General features: G+C 65.2%; 12 protein-coding genes and 1 tRNA gene. All 13 read left to right on the forward strand.

From position 1 onward, the window contains the following. Window positions 1-10: 10 nt before the first annotated feature. The 13 genes from D3I60_RS13290 (at window position 11) to rho (ending at window position 16,634) form a co-directional block, all read left to right on the forward strand. Window positions 11-1,342 carry a hemolysin family protein gene (locus D3I60_RS13290; protein ID WP_262776772.1) on the forward strand — a complete coding sequence of 444 codons (1,332 nt, stop codon included), beginning with the start codon at window positions 11-13 and terminating at the stop codon, window positions 1,340-1,342. Then, the gene (locus D3I60_RS13295; RefSeq protein ID WP_262776773.1) at window positions 1,339-2,400 is read left to right on the forward strand and encodes a hemolysin family protein; all 1,062 of its coding nucleotides are present in this window, start codon (window positions 1,339-1,341) and stop codon (window positions 2,398-2,400) included. Before D3I60_RS13290 ends, D3I60_RS13295 begins: the two co-directional genes overlap by 4 nt. A 416-nt stretch (window positions 2,401-2,816) precedes the next feature. Further along, window positions 2,817-3,854 carry a M15 family metallopeptidase gene (locus D3I60_RS13300; protein ID WP_262776774.1) on the forward strand — a complete coding sequence of 346 codons (1,038 nt, stop codon included), beginning with the start codon at window positions 2,817-2,819 and terminating at the stop codon, window positions 3,852-3,854. A 113-nt stretch (window positions 3,855-3,967) separates the two neighbouring features. Further along, a tRNA-Arg gene (locus D3I60_RS13305) sits at window positions 3,968-4,040 on the forward strand. A 125-nt stretch (window positions 4,041-4,165) separates the two neighbouring features. Beyond that, window positions 4,166-4,939: an ABC transporter ATP-binding protein gene (locus D3I60_RS13310; protein ID WP_262776775.1), complete on the forward strand. Its 774-nt coding sequence runs from the start codon at window positions 4,166-4,168 to the stop codon at window positions 4,937-4,939. Further along, window positions 4,936-7,485: an ABC transporter permease gene (locus tag D3I60_RS13315; RefSeq protein WP_262776776.1), complete on the forward strand. Its 2,550-nt coding sequence runs from the start codon at window positions 4,936-4,938 to the stop codon at window positions 7,483-7,485. Before D3I60_RS13310 ends, D3I60_RS13315 begins: the two co-directional genes overlap by 4 nt. A gap of 49 nt (window positions 7,486-7,534) precedes the next feature. Then, window positions 7,535-8,710, forward strand: a complete 1,176-nt coding sequence (locus tag D3I60_RS13320; RefSeq protein WP_262776777.1) for an MFS transporter — start codon at window positions 7,535-7,537, stop codon at window positions 8,708-8,710. Between the two features lie 84 nt (window positions 8,711-8,794). Continuing rightward, on the forward strand, window positions 8,795-9,622 hold the full coding sequence (locus D3I60_RS13325; RefSeq protein WP_262776778.1) for a DALR anticodon-binding domain-containing protein: 828 nt from the start codon (window positions 8,795-8,797) through the stop codon (window positions 9,620-9,622). Further along, complete coding sequence (gene lysA, locus D3I60_RS13330) at window positions 9,622-11,061, forward strand: diaminopimelate decarboxylase (protein WP_262776779.1); 1,440 nt, start codon at window positions 9,622-9,624, stop codon at window positions 11,059-11,061. The genes D3I60_RS13325 and lysA overlap by 1 nt, the downstream gene beginning before the upstream one ends. A 35-nt stretch (window positions 11,062-11,096) precedes the next feature. Beyond that, window positions 11,097-12,404 (forward strand): homoserine dehydrogenase, encoded by a 1,308-nt coding sequence (locus D3I60_RS13335; protein WP_262776780.1) that lies wholly within the window; start codon window positions 11,097-11,099, stop codon window positions 12,402-12,404. Window positions 12,405-12,406: 2 nt separating this feature from the next. Then, on the forward strand, window positions 12,407-13,492 hold the full coding sequence (thrC, locus tag D3I60_RS13340; RefSeq protein WP_262776781.1) for a threonine synthase: 1,086 nt from the start codon (window positions 12,407-12,409) through the stop codon (window positions 13,490-13,492). Between the two features lie 2 nt (window positions 13,493-13,494). Continuing rightward, window positions 13,495-14,397 carry a homoserine kinase gene (gene thrB, locus D3I60_RS13345; protein ID WP_262776782.1) on the forward strand — a complete coding sequence of 301 codons (903 nt, stop codon included), beginning with the start codon at window positions 13,495-13,497 and terminating at the stop codon, window positions 14,395-14,397. 224 nt (window positions 14,398-14,621) lie between these two features. Continuing rightward, entirely contained in the window at window positions 14,622-16,634 is a 2,013-nt protein-coding gene (rho, locus tag D3I60_RS13350) for a transcription termination factor Rho (protein WP_262776783.1), read from the forward strand.

Genomic DNA, 16,634 nt, shown 5'->3' on the forward strand with positions numbered 1-16,634 from the left:
ACAGCCACTGATGGAATGGATACTCCTCGCCCTCGCACTGCTGCTCATCCTCGGCACCGGAGTCTTCGTCGCAGCCGAATTCTCGCTGTTGACGCTCGACCGCCACACAGCCGATAAGGCGGTTGAAGAAGGTATCGTCGGCGCGAAGACGCTGCGGCGTTCGATGACCCACTTGTCCACCCAGCTCTCGGCAGCGCAGGTGGGCATCACGATCACCACTCTGCTCACCGGTTACCTCATGGAACCGTCCTTGGGCAGGCTGCTGGCGCCGCTGTTCGAGGCCTGGGGCGTCGGCCCCGGCCTCGCGGCCCCGCTGGCGCTGACCATCGCCCTCATCGTCTCCACCGTGGGATCGATGATCTTCGGAGAGCTCGTGCCGAAGAACCTCGCCATCGCTGTGCCGCTGGCGACCGGTCGCATCGCCGCACCGATGCAGTACGTCTTCTCGATCGTCTTCAAGCCCGTCATCGCCGTCCTCAACGGCACGGCGAACAAGATCCTCATGTCGATGGGCATCGAGCCGCAGGAAGAAGGTTCGGTGGGGCGTTCCCCGGAGGAGCTGACCTCACTCGTGCGGCATTCCGCCGAGGAGGGCGTGCTCGATGAGCAGACAGCAGGTCTGCTGGAGAGGACTCTGAGCTTCTCCGATCGCACCGCGGAAGACGTGATGACTCCGCGCACGCGCATGTCCACGGTGGACAAGGACACCACGGCTCGACAGATCATCGAACAGGCCCGGGACACCGGATTCTCCCGGTTCCCCGTGGCTGACGAGGACAAGGACCACATCGTCGGAGTCGTTCACGTCAAACAGGCCTTCGCCGTGCCTCCGAGCAACCGCGACGACGCCTACGCAGGAGGGCTGATGACCGAGGTCCGTGAGATCCCGGAGACGCAGCGCCTCGACCCGCTGCTCTTGGAGCTGCGCGCAACCGGCCTGCAGATGGCTGTGGTCGTCGATGAGTTCGGCGGCACAGCTGGAGTGGTCACCCTCGAGGATGTCGTCGAGGAGCTCGTGGGAGAGGTCGCCGATGAGCACGATCGGATGCGCGTCGCGGCACGACCGGCTCGCGACGGCTCCTGGATCGTGCCCGGTCAGCTGCGACCCGATGAGATCTCGTCGACGATCGGGGCCACCATCCCGGAGGACTCGGACTATGAGACTCTGGCCGGATTCGTCCTCAAGGAGCTCGGACGGATTCCCGAACCGGGTGACGAGGTCCGCATGGAGGACGCCCGCATCGTGGTCGAACGGATGCACGGACGACGCATCGAACGCCTCCGGGTCGTGCTGCGCGCCGCCGACTCAGGGGCATTCGAAACCGGAGGTGAGACTCGATGAGCGCCGATTGGTTCGGACTGGTCTGGCTGGTCGTTCTCCTGCTGGGCAACTCCTTCTTCGTCGCCGCCGAATTCGCGGTGGTCGCTGCCAAGCGATCACAGATCGAACCGCGAGCGGCCGAAGGCTCCGCGGCGGCCAAGACCGCTCTCTATGCGATGGAGCACGTGTCACTGATGCTGGCGATCTGCCAGCTCGGCATCACCGTGTGCTCCCTGCTTCTGGGCAATGTGGCCGAACCGGCCATCCACCACCTGCTAGCCGGTCCCCTCGAGGGCCTGGGCATTCCCGCCGGACTGTCCTCGACGATCTCCTTCGTCCTGGCGCTCGGCGTCGTCACCTACCTGCACGTGGTCATCGGTGAGATGGTGCCGAAGAACCTGGCGCTGGCCGCCTCCGGTCAGGCCGTGATGCTGCTGGCGACACCGCTGGTGTTCCTGGCGCGGGTCTTCGGTTTCGTCATCCGCCCCCTCAACGGCCTGGCCAATGGGGTCCTCCACCTGTTCAAGATCGAGGCCCGTGACGAGGTCAACGAGGCCTATACGATCGAGCAGGTCGAATCGATCGTGGCCGAGTCGAAGCGTGAGGGACTGCTCAGTGATGACACGGGGCTGCTCAAGGGTGCCATCGAGTTCAGCGACAAGACTGCGTCCGACATCATGGTCCCGATGTCCGAACTCATCACGATCTCGGACAAGGTGACCCCGAACGAGCTTGTGACCTTGGTCGGCAAGACAGGCTTCTCCCGATACTTCGTCGTCGGTGACGACGGGTATCCGCAGGACTACCTCCACATCAAGGATGTCCTCTACGCGGACACCGAAGAGGCCTTCGACGCTCCTGTACAGAGCAAGCGATTCCGCCCCCTGTTCACGGTCACCGCCGATGACGAGGTCGAGGAGGCGCTGGCGCAGATGCAGAAGGCGGGAATCCATGTCGCCCGCGTCATCGACTCGCAGGCGCAGGTCCTCGGCCTGCTGTTCCTCGAAGACGTGCTCGAGGAGCTCGTCGGCGAAGTCCAGGACGCGATGCAGCGGGGACGATTCGACCTCCGCCGCTGAGCATTCTGCGCCGGCCGATCCGCCCGGCTCACCCATTCGCCTCGACGCCGGTCTACTGATTGCGGGGAAGCGGCCGTCGAGGCGTCGCGTCCGCACCCGGCGCTGTGCCAGTGCGCGGGGCCATGCGTTCGGCCGTGAGGCCATGCCTGTGCTCGTGGGAAGTGCCGTCCGGCGCGGAGTTCCAAACGTGACCGACTGTGTAACGGTTCGTAACGAAACAGTGATTCAGGACACCTGGAGTGGGGCGCCTGTAGTGATTTTTGACCACACATCGTCAGAGAATGACCTGGTCACACGCTGAGTATGAACTTAAAGTGACATTCTGTAACGATGTCGTTATAGTGTTGTGACATAAGCTTTCGGGCGCCCGGCAGAGGGCTTCCACCGCACAATCTTCACCAACAGTATGGAGCACTATGTCGAGTGAGCTCTCGACCGTCGAGGCGCCGCCGGTCCGCCGACGTGATCTGCGGAAGCAGAACGCCTCTTCGCAGGTTTCGACGATCAACTCTTCGCATCCCGTGACATCGCAGTCGCGGAACAGCGCATCCGCAGCCCTCTCGCCTCGTCGCGCGGCGATGGCCGCCGAGGCCCGCGCAGCTGCGGGCTCACCGCGACGGGCAGCGATGTCCAAAGAGGCTTCTCGGCCGATGACCCCTGCAGGTCATACGTTGACGCTGGCCGCGGCTCAGCTCGGCAACCGCGGTTCCGACGGTTCGCTGCTGCGTTCGGTCCGCCGCCGTCAGGTCACCACCTTCTCCGCTCTGGCCACCGTCTCGGTCACCGGCACCGCCATCGCTGCCGTGATGGTCGCCGGCAACATGAGCGGCAACCAGGAAGTCAAGGTCGATGACACGGCCGCACAGTCCCAGCCACGTGCGATCAACGCCGAATCGGTGTCCGCCGACCTCAAGGTCGACGACGATGACAAGACCTCGATGACCATCGGCGCTCCGAGCGCCAAGCAGACCAAGGTCGACGCGGCATCTCGCGCGATCACGAAGACCGTTCTGCCCGGCTGTGACGAAGCAGCACCGAAGGGCGAGGCGAGCAACGGCGAGCTGCCCGACGGATGGCTGTGCGAGATCGGCGTGGGCAACCACAAGCTGCGCTCCGATGCGGCCGTGTCGTTCGCGAAGATGAACGCTGCCTTCAAGAAGGACACCGGCAAAGACCTCGCAGTCACCGACTCCTACCGGTCGCTGGAATCACAGGTCTCCGTCGCCTCACGCAAACCCGGCTTCGCAGCTCGTCCCGGAACCTCCAACCACGGTTGGGGCCTGGCGCTGGACCTCGGTGCGGGAACGCAGAACGGAACCGGCCAGCAGTACGAATGGCTCGTCGCCAACGCCGAGAAGTTCGGGTGGGAGAATCCGGACTGGGCCAAGCGCAATTCCTATGAGCTCTGGCATTGGGAATATGTGCCCGGCCGCAAGGCTATGAAAGGTGCCTGATCTGCTCGAACATCGCTGATCACAGCCCCTCGACACCGCGGGCAGTCCTCGAAGGGCTGCCCGCGGTGTCGTTTTGGGAGGTGGTGCCCAACGGTGATAGAGTTGCATCCGTTGCCCGCGTAGCTCAGTGGATAGAGCGTCTGCCTCCGGAGCAGAAGGTCGTAGGTTCGAATCCTGTCGCGGGCACCGCGACGCCGCCCATCTCAACTTCTGAGGTGGGCGGTTCTGCATAGGCGGTCCGAGTGGTCGGAGGCGCAGACAGGATCTAAGGTAGTCGGAGACGAGACCCGGACCGCGATGTGAGGCATACGATGTCGGAACCTGCTGAAGAGCCCGTCCAGACCAGCGCGGCGGATGATGAGATCGTCCTCCGAGCGCAGGGACTGCGCAAGAGCTTCGGTCGCGGTGATACGGCAGTCGACGCTCTCGATGACATCAGCGTCGACTTCGAATCGGGACGCTTCACCGCAATCATGGGACCCTCCGGATCCGGAAAATCGACGTTCATGCATGTGCTTGCCGGGCTCGACCGTGTCGATTCGGGTTCGATCATCATGCGGGGCCAGGACATCACCCGTCTCAACGACCGGCAGCTGACCCAGCTGCGGCGTGACCGCGTCGGCTTCATCTTCCAGGCCTTCAACCTCGTCCCGACGCTGAGCGCTGAACAGAACATCGAACTGCCGGTCTCGCTGGCCCGGAAGAAGATCGATCGTGAGTGGAAGGCCGAAGTGGTCGAACGCCTCGAACTCGGCGATCGTCTGCAGCATCGTCCGCACGAGCTCTCGGGCGGTCAGCAGCAGAGAGTCGCCGTGGCCCGGGCTCTGCTGACGCGGCCGGATGTCATCTTCGCCGATGAGCCGACGGGAAACCTCGACTCCCATGCCGGAGCGGAGGTCTTGTCCCTGCTCGGTCGGGCCACGACTCTGTACGGGCAGACGATCATCATGGTCACCCACGACCCCGTCGCGGCATCGCACGCCGGCCGGGTCGTTCTGCTCAAGGACGGGCGAGCCACGGGTGAAGTTCGTCAGCCGACGCGCGAGAGCGTGGTCACGGCGCTGAGTGAACTGAGCTCTCTGTGATCGCAGTCGCCTTCGCGCAGATTCGGATCCACTGGGCCCGATTCCTCGCAATCGGCCTCGGCATCGCATTGGCTTCCGGATTCGTCGCAACCACCCTGATCATCAACTCCTCGCTGCAGGACAGCCTCGAACACGCCGTCGGCCGTTCTTTCGAGAAGGCCGACCTCACCGTCGTCCCGGACAGAGACGTCTTCGTCGGGGGAGACGAGGCCTCTCCGCTACTGCGCCCCTTGGCCGAAGTCGACGGGGTCGCTACCGCGTCGTTGTCGGCCCGCACAGTGACCACGGGCCGAAGTGCCGCATTCTCCGAAAGCTCTTTTGCGCTGTCTCCGGTGCCTGCCGATGAACGGCTCGACACGTTCGATATGGTCTCCGGTCAGCGACCGGAAGCGACGACGGACCTCGTGCTCGACACTCGCACGGCCAGCGATCTCAACGTCGGAGCCGGCGATGAGATTCGCTTCACCGTCGATGCGGTGCCAGTGGAGAGCGGAAACGATGACATGCCGATCTACCGGGGTCCGAGTCAGAGCAGCGTCACCTTCTCCGTCGTGGGCATCGCCGAACTGGGGCAGGATCCGGCCCTGCCCGGCGCCACTCGAGCGCTGACGACAGCATCGGGCTATCAGGAGTATTTCGCCCAGCAGGGCGATGTCATCGCCATTCAGATCGCCCTCGAGAGCGGCGCGGACCCAAAGGCTGTGCGTACTCAGCTGCAGAGGGTCATCGACGGTTCGGAACTGAGCGGCAGCCTCGAAGCGCTCTCCGTGGACGATGCCGTGAAAGCGAAGACCGACCGCCTCTCCGGCGGCAACGCCGTCGTGACCGGTCTCCTGCTCGTCTTCGCCGGAATCTCCGTCATCGTCGCCATCCTCGTCGTTTCCAACACCTTCTCCGTCATCGTCGCCGGACGCCGTCGGGAATTCGCTCTGCTGCGCTGCCTCGGCGCAACCCGCCTGCAGATGTACGGCTCGGTCGTGGCCGAAGGGCTCTTCGTCGGATTGCTCGGGTCGATCTTCGGTGTGCTCGCCGGGGTCGTCGGCAGTCGCGGACTGATGGCTGTGGCGGTGCGCTACTGGCCGCAGGAGTTTCCCTACGACACTCTCACCGTTCCCGTCTCCGCCTTGGTCAGCGGTGTCGTCGTCGGGGCCCTGCTGACGATTGTGGCCACCATCCGACCGGCTCGCAGTGCCATCGCTGTGACACCGCTCGAAGCACTCCAGCCCTTCGACGTCTCCACCTCGCCGAGCACCCGCGCCCGTCCCCGCCATCTCGTGGGTTTCGGCTGCATCGGGCTGGGAGTGGTTCTCGTTATCGTCTCGGTCTATGCGGTGTCGGCTTCGCAGCTCTGGATCCTCGGCGGAGCGCTGGGTGGGGGACTCGTGGTCACTGGGCTGGTCATCAGCGCGGCGAAGATCATCCCGCCCGTCGTCGCATGGACGGGGGAGGTGCTGTTCAGCCCTTGGGGCGTTCCCGGTCAGCTGGCGACCCTGAACACATTGCGCAATCCGCGTCGCACCGCGGCCACAGCCACGGCGCTCATCATCGGTGTGACCTTGGTGGCAACGATCCTCGTGGGCGGCATGTCGACGAAAGCGACGATCAGCCACGGACTCGACCAGCGTTATCCCGTTGACATCTCCGTGCCGCTGTCGGGCCTCGTCGATGATGATCAACTCGACGATGTGCGCGAGATCCCCGGCGTGTCCACCGCGGTCATCGCCCACCGCGCCGAGGCGGTCGAAGACTTCAAGGGCTCCCGCCCCGAGATCTTCGTCATCGACCCGGACAGCGCCGAGACTGTACTCGGAGGCGGGGCCGCGAATATCGTGTCCGGACGAGTCACAGTCCCCGAAGATTATCCTTCACCGACAGTGCGGGTGAAGGGGCTCAACGAGATGAGCGTGCCCGTGCACAGGGACGGCCTCTCCAGTCTCGCTTTCTTCACCACCCCCGACGTCGGCAACGATCTCGGCATCTCGGCGACGACGACGGCCGTGCTCGTCCGCCTCGACGAGGATGTCGACGTCGACGAGATCACCCGCATCCGTCAGTCCGTGGCCGAGACGCTCGACGTCTCCAGCGACGAGGTCGGCGGCTCGGCCGTCGCGCGGGGCGCCTATTCCGAACTCATCGATGTCATGCTCGCCGGGGCCGTGGCTCTGCTCTTCGTCTCCGTGGTCATCGCGCTCATCGGCGTCTCGAACACGGTCAGCCTCTCCGTCATCGAGCGCCGCCGGGAGAACGCGCTGATGCGGGCGCTGGGGCTGAGCATTGCGCAGCTGCGGACTCTGCTGGCGCTCGAGGCGGTCCTCATCTCATCGGTGGCCGCACTGCTGGGACTCGTGCTCGGCGGTGCCCTGGGCATCGTCGGCACACGGTTGGTCACCCACGACTACTCCACCGACCTCATCGTCCACTTCTCTGCCCCGTCCTTCCTGGGCATACTCGGAGTGGCGGTCGTCGCCGGCATCCTCTCCGCTCTGGCACCGGCCAGGCGAGCGTCCCGACTCTCACCGGTCGAAGGTCTCAAACTCGACTTCTGATGGGCCCCGGCCACCGAACCAGGCGTCGGTGTCTGATAGGAAAGAGCTCATGAACTCCGCGCGCATCCGCATTCTGATCGTCCTCGGAATCGTCTTCGCTGCCTTCAATCTGCGCCCCGGAGTCACCGGGCTCTCGCCTCTGCTCGACGCCATGGGCGAAGAGATCGAACTGAGCGCGGTGTTCCTGGCCGTCATCGGAATGCTGCCGCCGCTGCTCTACGGCATCAGCGGTTTCATCACCCCGCGGCTCTATGCCCGCTTCTCCGGACTCGCCCTGACCTTGGCTGCCATGGTGATGGTCATGATCGGACTGAGTGTCCGCGCGGTCATCGTTTCGCCGTCGCTGTTCCTGGCGCTGAGCGTGTTGGCCCTGCTGGGAATGGGCATCGGCAACGTCGTCCTCCCGCCTCTGGTGAAATCGTATTTCCCCGACAGGGTGGCCCTCATGTCTACCGTGCACGTCGGGCTCCTTCAGTTCGGGACGTTCATTCCGCCGCTCGCGGCGGTTCCCCTCGCCTCCGGTGCCGGTTGGAGAGGCTCACTGCTCGTCTGGGCCGGTTTCGCAGCTCTGGGTGCGGTCGTGTGGATCGTCATCCGCATCGTCAGGCCCGCACCCGCCGCCGAGGTGGCCGTCGCCGTCGTCGGGGGCAGTGAGCTCTCCCGCCTTCTGCACAGCCCTCGGGCCTGGGCGCTGATGACGATGACGGGTCTGACGTCATTCAACAACTTCATCCTCTTCACCTGGCTGCCGGGCCTGCTCACCCGCTCCGGGTTCGATGCTGCCTTCGGCGGGGCGATGCTGGCGCTGGTCACCGCCATCCCTCTCGTCCTCGGATTCGTACTGCCGACCCTGGCTCAGAAGATGACCTCGGCCTATCCCATCGTCGTCGGCTTCTGCCTCAGCCTGGCCGCGGGGTACCTGGGTCTGTGGCTGCTGCCGACAGCGGCTCCCGTGCTGTGGACTGTGCTGATGGGCATCGGCATCTCCACGTTCCCACTCGCTCTGACGCTCATCACCCTTCGCGCGCGAAATGCCGAGGCGGCGGCTTCCCTGTCCGGCTTCGTCCAGGGCGGCGGTTACCTCCTCGCGGCCACCGGCCCGCTGATCTTCGCCTTTCTCCTCCAGAGCTTCGACAGCATGTGGCCGGCATTCGTCGTGGTGCTCGCCTCGGTGGCCGTCAAATTCTTCGTCAGTCACGCCGCCTGCCGACCCGGCGCGATCTGAGGCCCAGCGGGCATCCGTCTCGTCATGAGAGCGAAGATGACATCGGATTCGTCGTCGCCGTCCGGGCCCGAGTACTCTGTTCGAGTGACCCCGGAAGACTTGCAGACTGCACTCGCGCGCGCCTTGGCGACGGCCGAGGCAGGCCTCGTCGCACCGGGGTTCATCATGCAGATCGATGTCCTGGCTCCGAACCGTTCCGAACTCGGTGACTGGACGACACCCGTGGCGCTGCGCGCCGCCGCTGCACCCGAGCAGCGGACCGAGCTCGCCGCACATCTGTGCATCGAACTGCGTGCCCTGACCGGGGTGGCGGATGCCGTCATCGCCGGGCCCGGCTTCGTCAACGTGACCCTCACTCCCGCTGGCCGAGCACATGTGCTCAGCGACATCATCACCGCAGCGGGGGAGACCGATTCGATCGTGGGAGCGGAACACGACGAGTCGCCGCTGCGCACACTGCTCGTCGCTGCGGACCGGGAATCGGCACAGGCGCCTGTCGCCGGTGATCTCGACCGTGACGTCGACCCGGTCGCGGTGAACAGCCTGCAGCGCAGCCATGCCGCCGCCTGCCGGGAGCAGCGGCGGGCGCACCGGGCGGGAATCCTGTCCGAGGCCGTCGACGCGGCGAGACTCGACGATCCGAGCGAAACTCGATTGCTCAATGCCGTGGCGGGACTGCCGTCAGCGCTGGAACGCTCGCGCCGCCTCGGCGAGAACGATCTGTTCGTCAACGCTCTAATCGAGCTCGGCGATGCCGTCGAGGACTGGATCCGCCGCTGCCCGGTCACTCCGACGGTCGATGAGGACATCACCGTCACCCATGCCTCCCGGCTCTTCGCTCTGAGAGCTGTAATCATCGTCCTAGCCGCAGGACTACGACAATTGGGCGCTTCGGCCCCGGAGAGGATCTGATGCCCGCACATATCGCAGGGACACTGCACGCGACACCTGCCCCGGTGTGGCTGCCCTATCCCGATGACGTCAATGCGCTGCTGCCGAGTCTGTGGTCGGACAACGTCACGAAGACCGACGACGGAGTGCTCACGATCGCCGGTCATTCCGTGACGGACCTGGCCGAACGCTACGGGACCCCCACTCTCGTCATGGACGCCGCTGACTTCCGCAGCCGTGCCGAGGTCTACCTGAGCACGTTCTCCAACGCCTTCTCCGTGGAGAAGGGACTGGCCGGAGCCGATGTGTTCTACGCCGGGAAGGCCTTCCTGTGCACAGCTGTGGCCCGCTGGGTGCATGAGGCCGGGCTCGGCCTCGACACCTGTTCCCTGGGCGAGATGATGATCGCCCGCGCCGCCGGTGTCCCCGGCGACCGCGTCGGGCTGCACGGAAACAACAAATCGGCGGCGGAGCTCGAATACGCCCTCGACTACGGCGTGTCCAGGATCTTCGTCGACAGCCTCGATGAGGTCGCACGTCTGGAATCCATCGCTGCGGCCAGAGGAACGGTCGCCCCGGTCATGCTGCGAGTCACGGTCGGCGTCGAAGCGCACACCCACGACTTCATCGCCACGGCCCACGAAGACCAGAAGTTCGGGCTCTCTCTCGCCGACGGCACCGCCGCCCGGGCCGCCCGTCTGGTCGTCGAATCCGAACATCTGCGTCTCGACGGTCTCCACTCCCATATCGGTTCGCAGATCTTCGACATCTCCGGATTCCAGGTCGCCGCCGCCCGCGTACTCGCCTTCCGAGCCGAGATCATGGGTGAACACGGCATCGACCTTCCCGATGTCGACCTCGGCGGCGGCTTCGGCATCCGCTACACCTCCCAGGACACCCCGATCCCGGTCGCGGAGATGGCCGCAGAGCTCGCCGCCGTCGTGGCCAAGGAATGCCGGGGCCTGGGCACGAGCGTGCCCAGGATCTCCATCGAACCAGGTCGCGCCATCGTCTCCCCGGCGGTGTTCACTCTCTACGAGGTCGGCACCGTCAAACAGGTGAGCACGGACAGCGGCACCCGCACATATGTCGCTGTCAACGGGGGAATGAGCGACAACATCCGCACGGCGCTCTACGACGCGGACTATTCGTGCACCCTGGCCAACCGGAACTCGAACGCCGAGCCTGCGATCGTGCGGGTCGTCGGCAAGCACTGTGAATCCGGTGACATCATCGTCCGCGACGAATACATGGGTGCAGACGTCACCGCAGGCGATCTCGTCGCGGTCCCCACCACCGGGGCGTACTGCCGCTCGCTGGCCAATAATTACAACCATCTGCCCCGGCCGGGCGTGCTGGCCGTCGAGGCCGATAGAGTTGAGTGGATCGTGACCCCCGAAGACCACACGCAGATGTTCGCCACGGATCCGGGAATGGCCGGGGGAGAGGCGTCGAACTGATGAGTGTGAGAGACAAGAGCGGAAAAGGTGAGGAAATGCAGGCACTGAAGGTTGCCATGCTCGGATGCGGAGTCGTCGGCACGGAGGTCGCCGCCCGAATCCAGAATCGTGCGGAGGGCCTGGCCGAGCGCATCGGCGCTCCGTTGGAGCTGAGCGCCATCGTCGTCCGCGATGCCTCGAAGGCCCGTCCGGGAATCGACGAGAAGCTGTTGACGACCGACGCCGAGGCGGCCATCGCCGGAGCCGATATCGTCGTCGAGCTGATGGGCGGAATCGAACCCGCCCGCTCGCTCATCACCGCAGCGCTGCGCCAGGGTTCATCGGTCGTGACCGCGAACAAGGCTTTGCTGGCCGCCAGCTACGGCGAGCTCATGTCCGCTGCCGACGCCGCTGGTGTTCGCCTCGAGCACGAAGCGGCGGTGGCAGGGGCTATCCCGATCATCCGACCAGTCGGCGATTCGCTGGCCGGCGACCGGATCGAACGCATCATGGGCATCGTCAACGGCACGACGAACTACATCCTCGACCAGATGGACTCTGAGGGCTGGGATTTCGACCAGGCGCTCACCGCCGCCCAAGGGCTCGGATACGCAGAGGCCGATCCGACCGCTGACATCGGCGGACACGATGCGGCGGCGAAGGCTGCGATCCTGTCGTCTCTGGCATTCCATGCACCCGTGTCGATCGACGACGTCCACGTCGAAGGCATCGAAGGCGTCACCGCCGAGATGGTCGAGACCGCCCGGGACCAGGGCTTCGTCATCAAACTCCTCGCCGTGTGCGAACGTGTGGCCTCATCACCGGCGGGCGCCGGACTCTCGGCGCGCGTCTATCCGGCGCTTCTCGACCAAGGGCACGCACTGGCATCCGTCCGCGGTGCCTTCAACGCCGTGTTCATCGAGGCCGAAGCCGCCGGCGAGCTGATGTTCTACGGACAGGGAGCCGGGGGAGCACCGACCGCTTCCGCCGTGCTCGGCGACCTCGTGTCCGTGGCCAGGCGCAAGGTGCTCGGCGGACGCGGACAGTACGAACGCCCCTTCCACGAGGACTACCCGATCCTGCCGATCTCGGCGATCACGACCAGGTACCACATCACCCTCGACGTGGTCGACCGTCCTGGTGTGCTCGCCGCGGTCTCCGAGGTCTTCGCCGATGAAGGGGCATCCATCGAACTGATGCGACAGACGATCGGGGACATCGACGACAACGGCGTCCAGCACGCGAAGCTCGTGCTGGCCACCCACTCGAACACCGACTCGACTCTGCAGAAGACGGTCGATCGACTCGTCGATCTGCCTGTCGTCCACACCGTCAAATCCGTGATCCGCGTAGAAGGACAGTGACTATGAACTACCCCAGACACCAGTGGCAGGGCGTCGTCGAGGAATATCGCAGCCTCCTCGACATCTCCGCTGATACTCCTGCCGTCACACTCGGTGAGGGCGGGACCCCGCTGATCAGGGCGGAGAAGCTCAGCGCACGCACCGGTGCCCAAGTGTGGGTGAAGTACGAGGGCCTCAATCCGACTGCGTCGTTCAAAGACCGTGGTATGACGATGGCGATCACAAAGGCTGTGGCCCATGGTGCCAAAGCCGTCATCTGCGCCTCGACGGGCAATACCTCGGCCTCTGCCGCCGCCTATGCCACGAAGGCCGGACTGACCTGCGCTGTGCTCGTGCCCACCGGGAAGATCGCGCCGGGGAAGATGAGCCAGGCCATCGCCCACGGAGCGACTCTGCTCGAAGTCGACGGAAACTTCGACGACTGCCTGACGCTGTGCCGCAAGCTCTCGGAGTCTTACCCGGTCCATCTCGTCAACTCGGTCAATCCCGATCGTATCGAAGGTCAGAAGACCGCGTCCTTCGAAATCGTCGACGTCCTCGGCGACGCTCCCGACATCCATGTTCTGCCCGTCGGCAACGCCGGCAACATCACGGCGTACTGGAAGGGCTACAACGAATACCGCGAACACGGGATCTCCAAACAGCTGCCTCAGATGTGGGGCTTCCAGGCCGCCGGTGCCGCACCGCTGGTGCTCGGTCACCCCGTCGACGAACCGGACACGGTGGCGACCGCCATCCGCATCGGCAACCCCGCCAGCTGGACGCAGGCCGAAGCGGCGCGTGACGACTCGGGCGGTCTCATCGATTCGGTCACCGACGACGAGATCCTCGCCGCCCACAAGATCCTGTCCAGCGAAGAGGGCATCTTCGTCGAACCCGGTTCGGCCGCCTCGGTGGCGGGTCTGCTGAAGATGGCCGACGCCGGTCGGGTCCCTGCCGATGCGACGATCGCGGTCACCGTGACCGGTCACGGACTCAAGGACCCCAGCTGGGCACTGCACACCGCCGATGGGTCCGATATCGAGACCAAGCGGGTCTCCGTCGACGCCGTCAGCGCCGCACGCGCCCTGGGACTCGAGGACAGCTGAGGGTGCGCGTCCGACTCGAGGTCCCGGCCACCTCGGCGAATCTGGGACCTGGCTACGACTCGTACGGGCTGGCCCTCGACATCATCGACACCCTCAGCCTCACCGTCCACGACGCAGCGGTCGATCCTCACCGCTGCGTCGAGGTGACGGGGGAGGGCGCCGAGGTGCTGCCCCGGGACGGCTCGCACCTGATCATGCGCATCATCGGTGAGGTGCTCGACTCGGAGTTTCCCGCCGTCGCGGCGGATTTGAAGCCGCGTCTGTCGCTGGAGTGCGACAACCGGATTCCTCATTCCCGCGGACTCGGCTCCTCGGCCGCGGCCGTCGTGGCCGGCATCGGCCTCGCAGCGGAACTCGGAGCCTGGTCGACCGGAGTCGAGCTGAGCCGGGACCGGATCCTCGAGATCGCCACCGCCGTCGAGGGGCATCCGGACAACGCTGCCCCCGCAATCTTCGGCGGACTCACCGTCTCTCTGTCGGAGCCTGTGAAGTCGTGGCAGGTGCCAGTGCGCACCGTCGAGACGGTCACTGTGCTCGTGCCGTCGTTCCGCCTTGACACCGAGGTTGCACGTGGACTCATTCCCGCCGGCATCGATCACGCGATCGCGGCTGACAATTCGGCTCGGGCGGGCCTGCTCGTCCACGGGATGAGCAATGACTCCCAGGTGCTCTACGAAGCCACCCGCGACCAGCTCCATCAGGAATTCCGTCGCGGCGCCTATCCGGAGTCGATGGCGCTGGTGGACGCACTGCGCGCCGAGGGTCTCCCGGCCGTGGTCTCCGGCGCCGGACCGACGGTGCTCGTCCTCGCCGAGGCGGTGCCCGACGCACTCGTGGCAGAAGGCTTCGTCGCTCAGCGCACCGCGATTGACCTCGGTGGTTACCGGGTGCGCCGAGAAATCTGAGGAAACGATTCGCCAGATCGTCTCCGAACAAGTAGACTGTGGGTGTTCCGACAGGGCACGGCTTCCCGCTGTTCTACACAGGTCCGTCGCCGATGTCATACATTCTGGAACATCTCCTGCTCATTCTTTAGCAGGTTTTCTTTCACAACGCACCGTCAATGGTGTTTCCGTCGCCGTGAGCAAACGGCACATGCCGCACGGCCGAAAGAGGGAGAAGGACCTTCGTGTCTGAAACCACCACTCAGGATTCCACCCCGCGCACAGGCAGCCTCACAGCGCTGCGGCTGCCTCAGCTCCAGGAAATGGCTGCCGGGCTGGGAATCAAGGGTTACCGTCGCCTTCGCAAGAGCGAACTGATCGACGCCATCAACAGCCACTCGGGCGGATCCGCTGAGAAGAAGTCCGCCCCCACCGAGAAGAAGCCCGCCGCGGAACCGGCCGCCCAGACCGAGAAGCCGGCGGTGAAGCAGGACGAGAAGAAGCAGGAGTCGACGAACCGTCGCTCCTCGCGTCGCTCTGCCGCTTCCGCGTCCGAGGACGCCCCGGCGCTCATCATCGAACCGAACTCCGAGTCCTCGTCGTCTTCGACGGCGAACGAGTCCGGTGCGGACCAGTCAGGGGGAGCACCCTCCGAGGAGAACGGCGGCGACCAGGATCGTCAGCGCTCTCGCCGCAGTCGTTCTCGCTCCCGGGGCTCCGAGCCCCAGACCGAGGGCCGCGACGGCAGCGGTGAGGAAGCGGCCGACCACGGCGGCCAAGATCGCTCCGGCGACCAGGACCGCTCCGACCGTGACCACCGCGGAGGGCGCGACAACGACCGTCGCAGCCGGAACAACGACCGTACCGACGACAACCGAGGCGGCAATGACCGCAGCGGCGGCAACGGTCGGGGCAACAATGACCGGGACGGCGGCAACGATCGCGGCCACCGCAGCGAACGGGGCGGCAACAACGACCGCAACGATCGTCGCAACCGCAGCAACGACGATGACGATCGCGGCAACAACCGCCGCGGACGGGGCCGTGACCGGAAGCGCCGCGGCCGCGGCAACGACGAGCCGGACATCCGCAACGACGATGTGCTCATCCCCGTCGGCGGCATCCTCGACGTCCACGACAACTACGCCTTCCTCCGCACCTCGGGTTACCTGCCGGGACCGAACGACGTCTATCTTTCGGCATCCATGGTGCGGAAGAACGGTCTGCGAAAGGGCGACGCTGTCGCCGGTGCGATCCGTCAGCCGCGTGAAAACGAACAGCGTAACAACAAGCGCGAGAAGTTCGATGCTCTCGTCCGCCTCGATTCCGTCAACGGGCTCACCGTCGACGATGCCCGCAGCCGTGTCGAGTTCTCGAAGCTGACTCCGCTCTACCCGCAGGATCGTCTGCGCCTCGAGACCACCTCGAAGCTGCACTCGACCCGTCTCATCGATCTCATCACACCCATCGGCAAGGGTCAGCGCGGACTCATCGTCGCGCCTCCGAAGGCCGGCAAGACGACGATCATGCAGCAGATCGCCAACGCGATCACGGAGAACAACCCCGAAGCGCACCTCATGGTCGTCCTCGTCGACGAACGTCCCGAGGAAGTCACGGACATGCAGCGTGCGGTCAAGGGCGAAGTCATCGCCTCGACCTTCGACCGTCCGGCCGACGACCACACCACGATCGCCGAACTCGCCATCGAACGCGCCAAGCGTCTCGTCGAGATGGGTTCCGATGTCGTCGTGCTGCTCGACAACATCACGCGCCTGGGACGTGCCTATAACATCGCCCAGCCTGCATCCGGTCGGATCCTCTCCGGCGGTGTCGACGCCAATGCGCTCTACCCGCCGAAGAAGTTCTTCGGTGCTGCACGCAACATCGAAGGCGGCGGCTCGCTGACCATACTCGCCACCGCTCTCGTCGAGACCGGCTCCAAGATGGACGAAGTCATCTTCGAAGAGTTCAAGGGCACCGGCAATATGGAGCTGCGTCTGAGCCGTCAGCTTGCCGACAAGCGCATCTTCCCGGCCATCGATGTCAACTCCTCGAGCACCCGCCGCGAAGAGATGCTCATGACCAAGGAAGAGACGAAGGTCATGTGGCAGCTGCGCCGACTGCTCTCGGGCCTCGAGCAGCAGCAGGCTGTCGAACTGCTCATGTCGAAGCTCAAGGAGACCGGCTCGAACGTCGAGTTCCTCATGCAGGTGCAGAAGACGACCCCGCTGCCGAAGTCGTCGACCGACAACAGCTGA

The sequence above is a fragment of the Brevibacterium permense genome (genome assembly GCF_025506275.1).
Taxonomy (GTDB): Bacteria; Actinomycetota; Actinomycetes; order Actinomycetales; family Brevibacteriaceae; genus Brevibacterium; species Brevibacterium permense_A.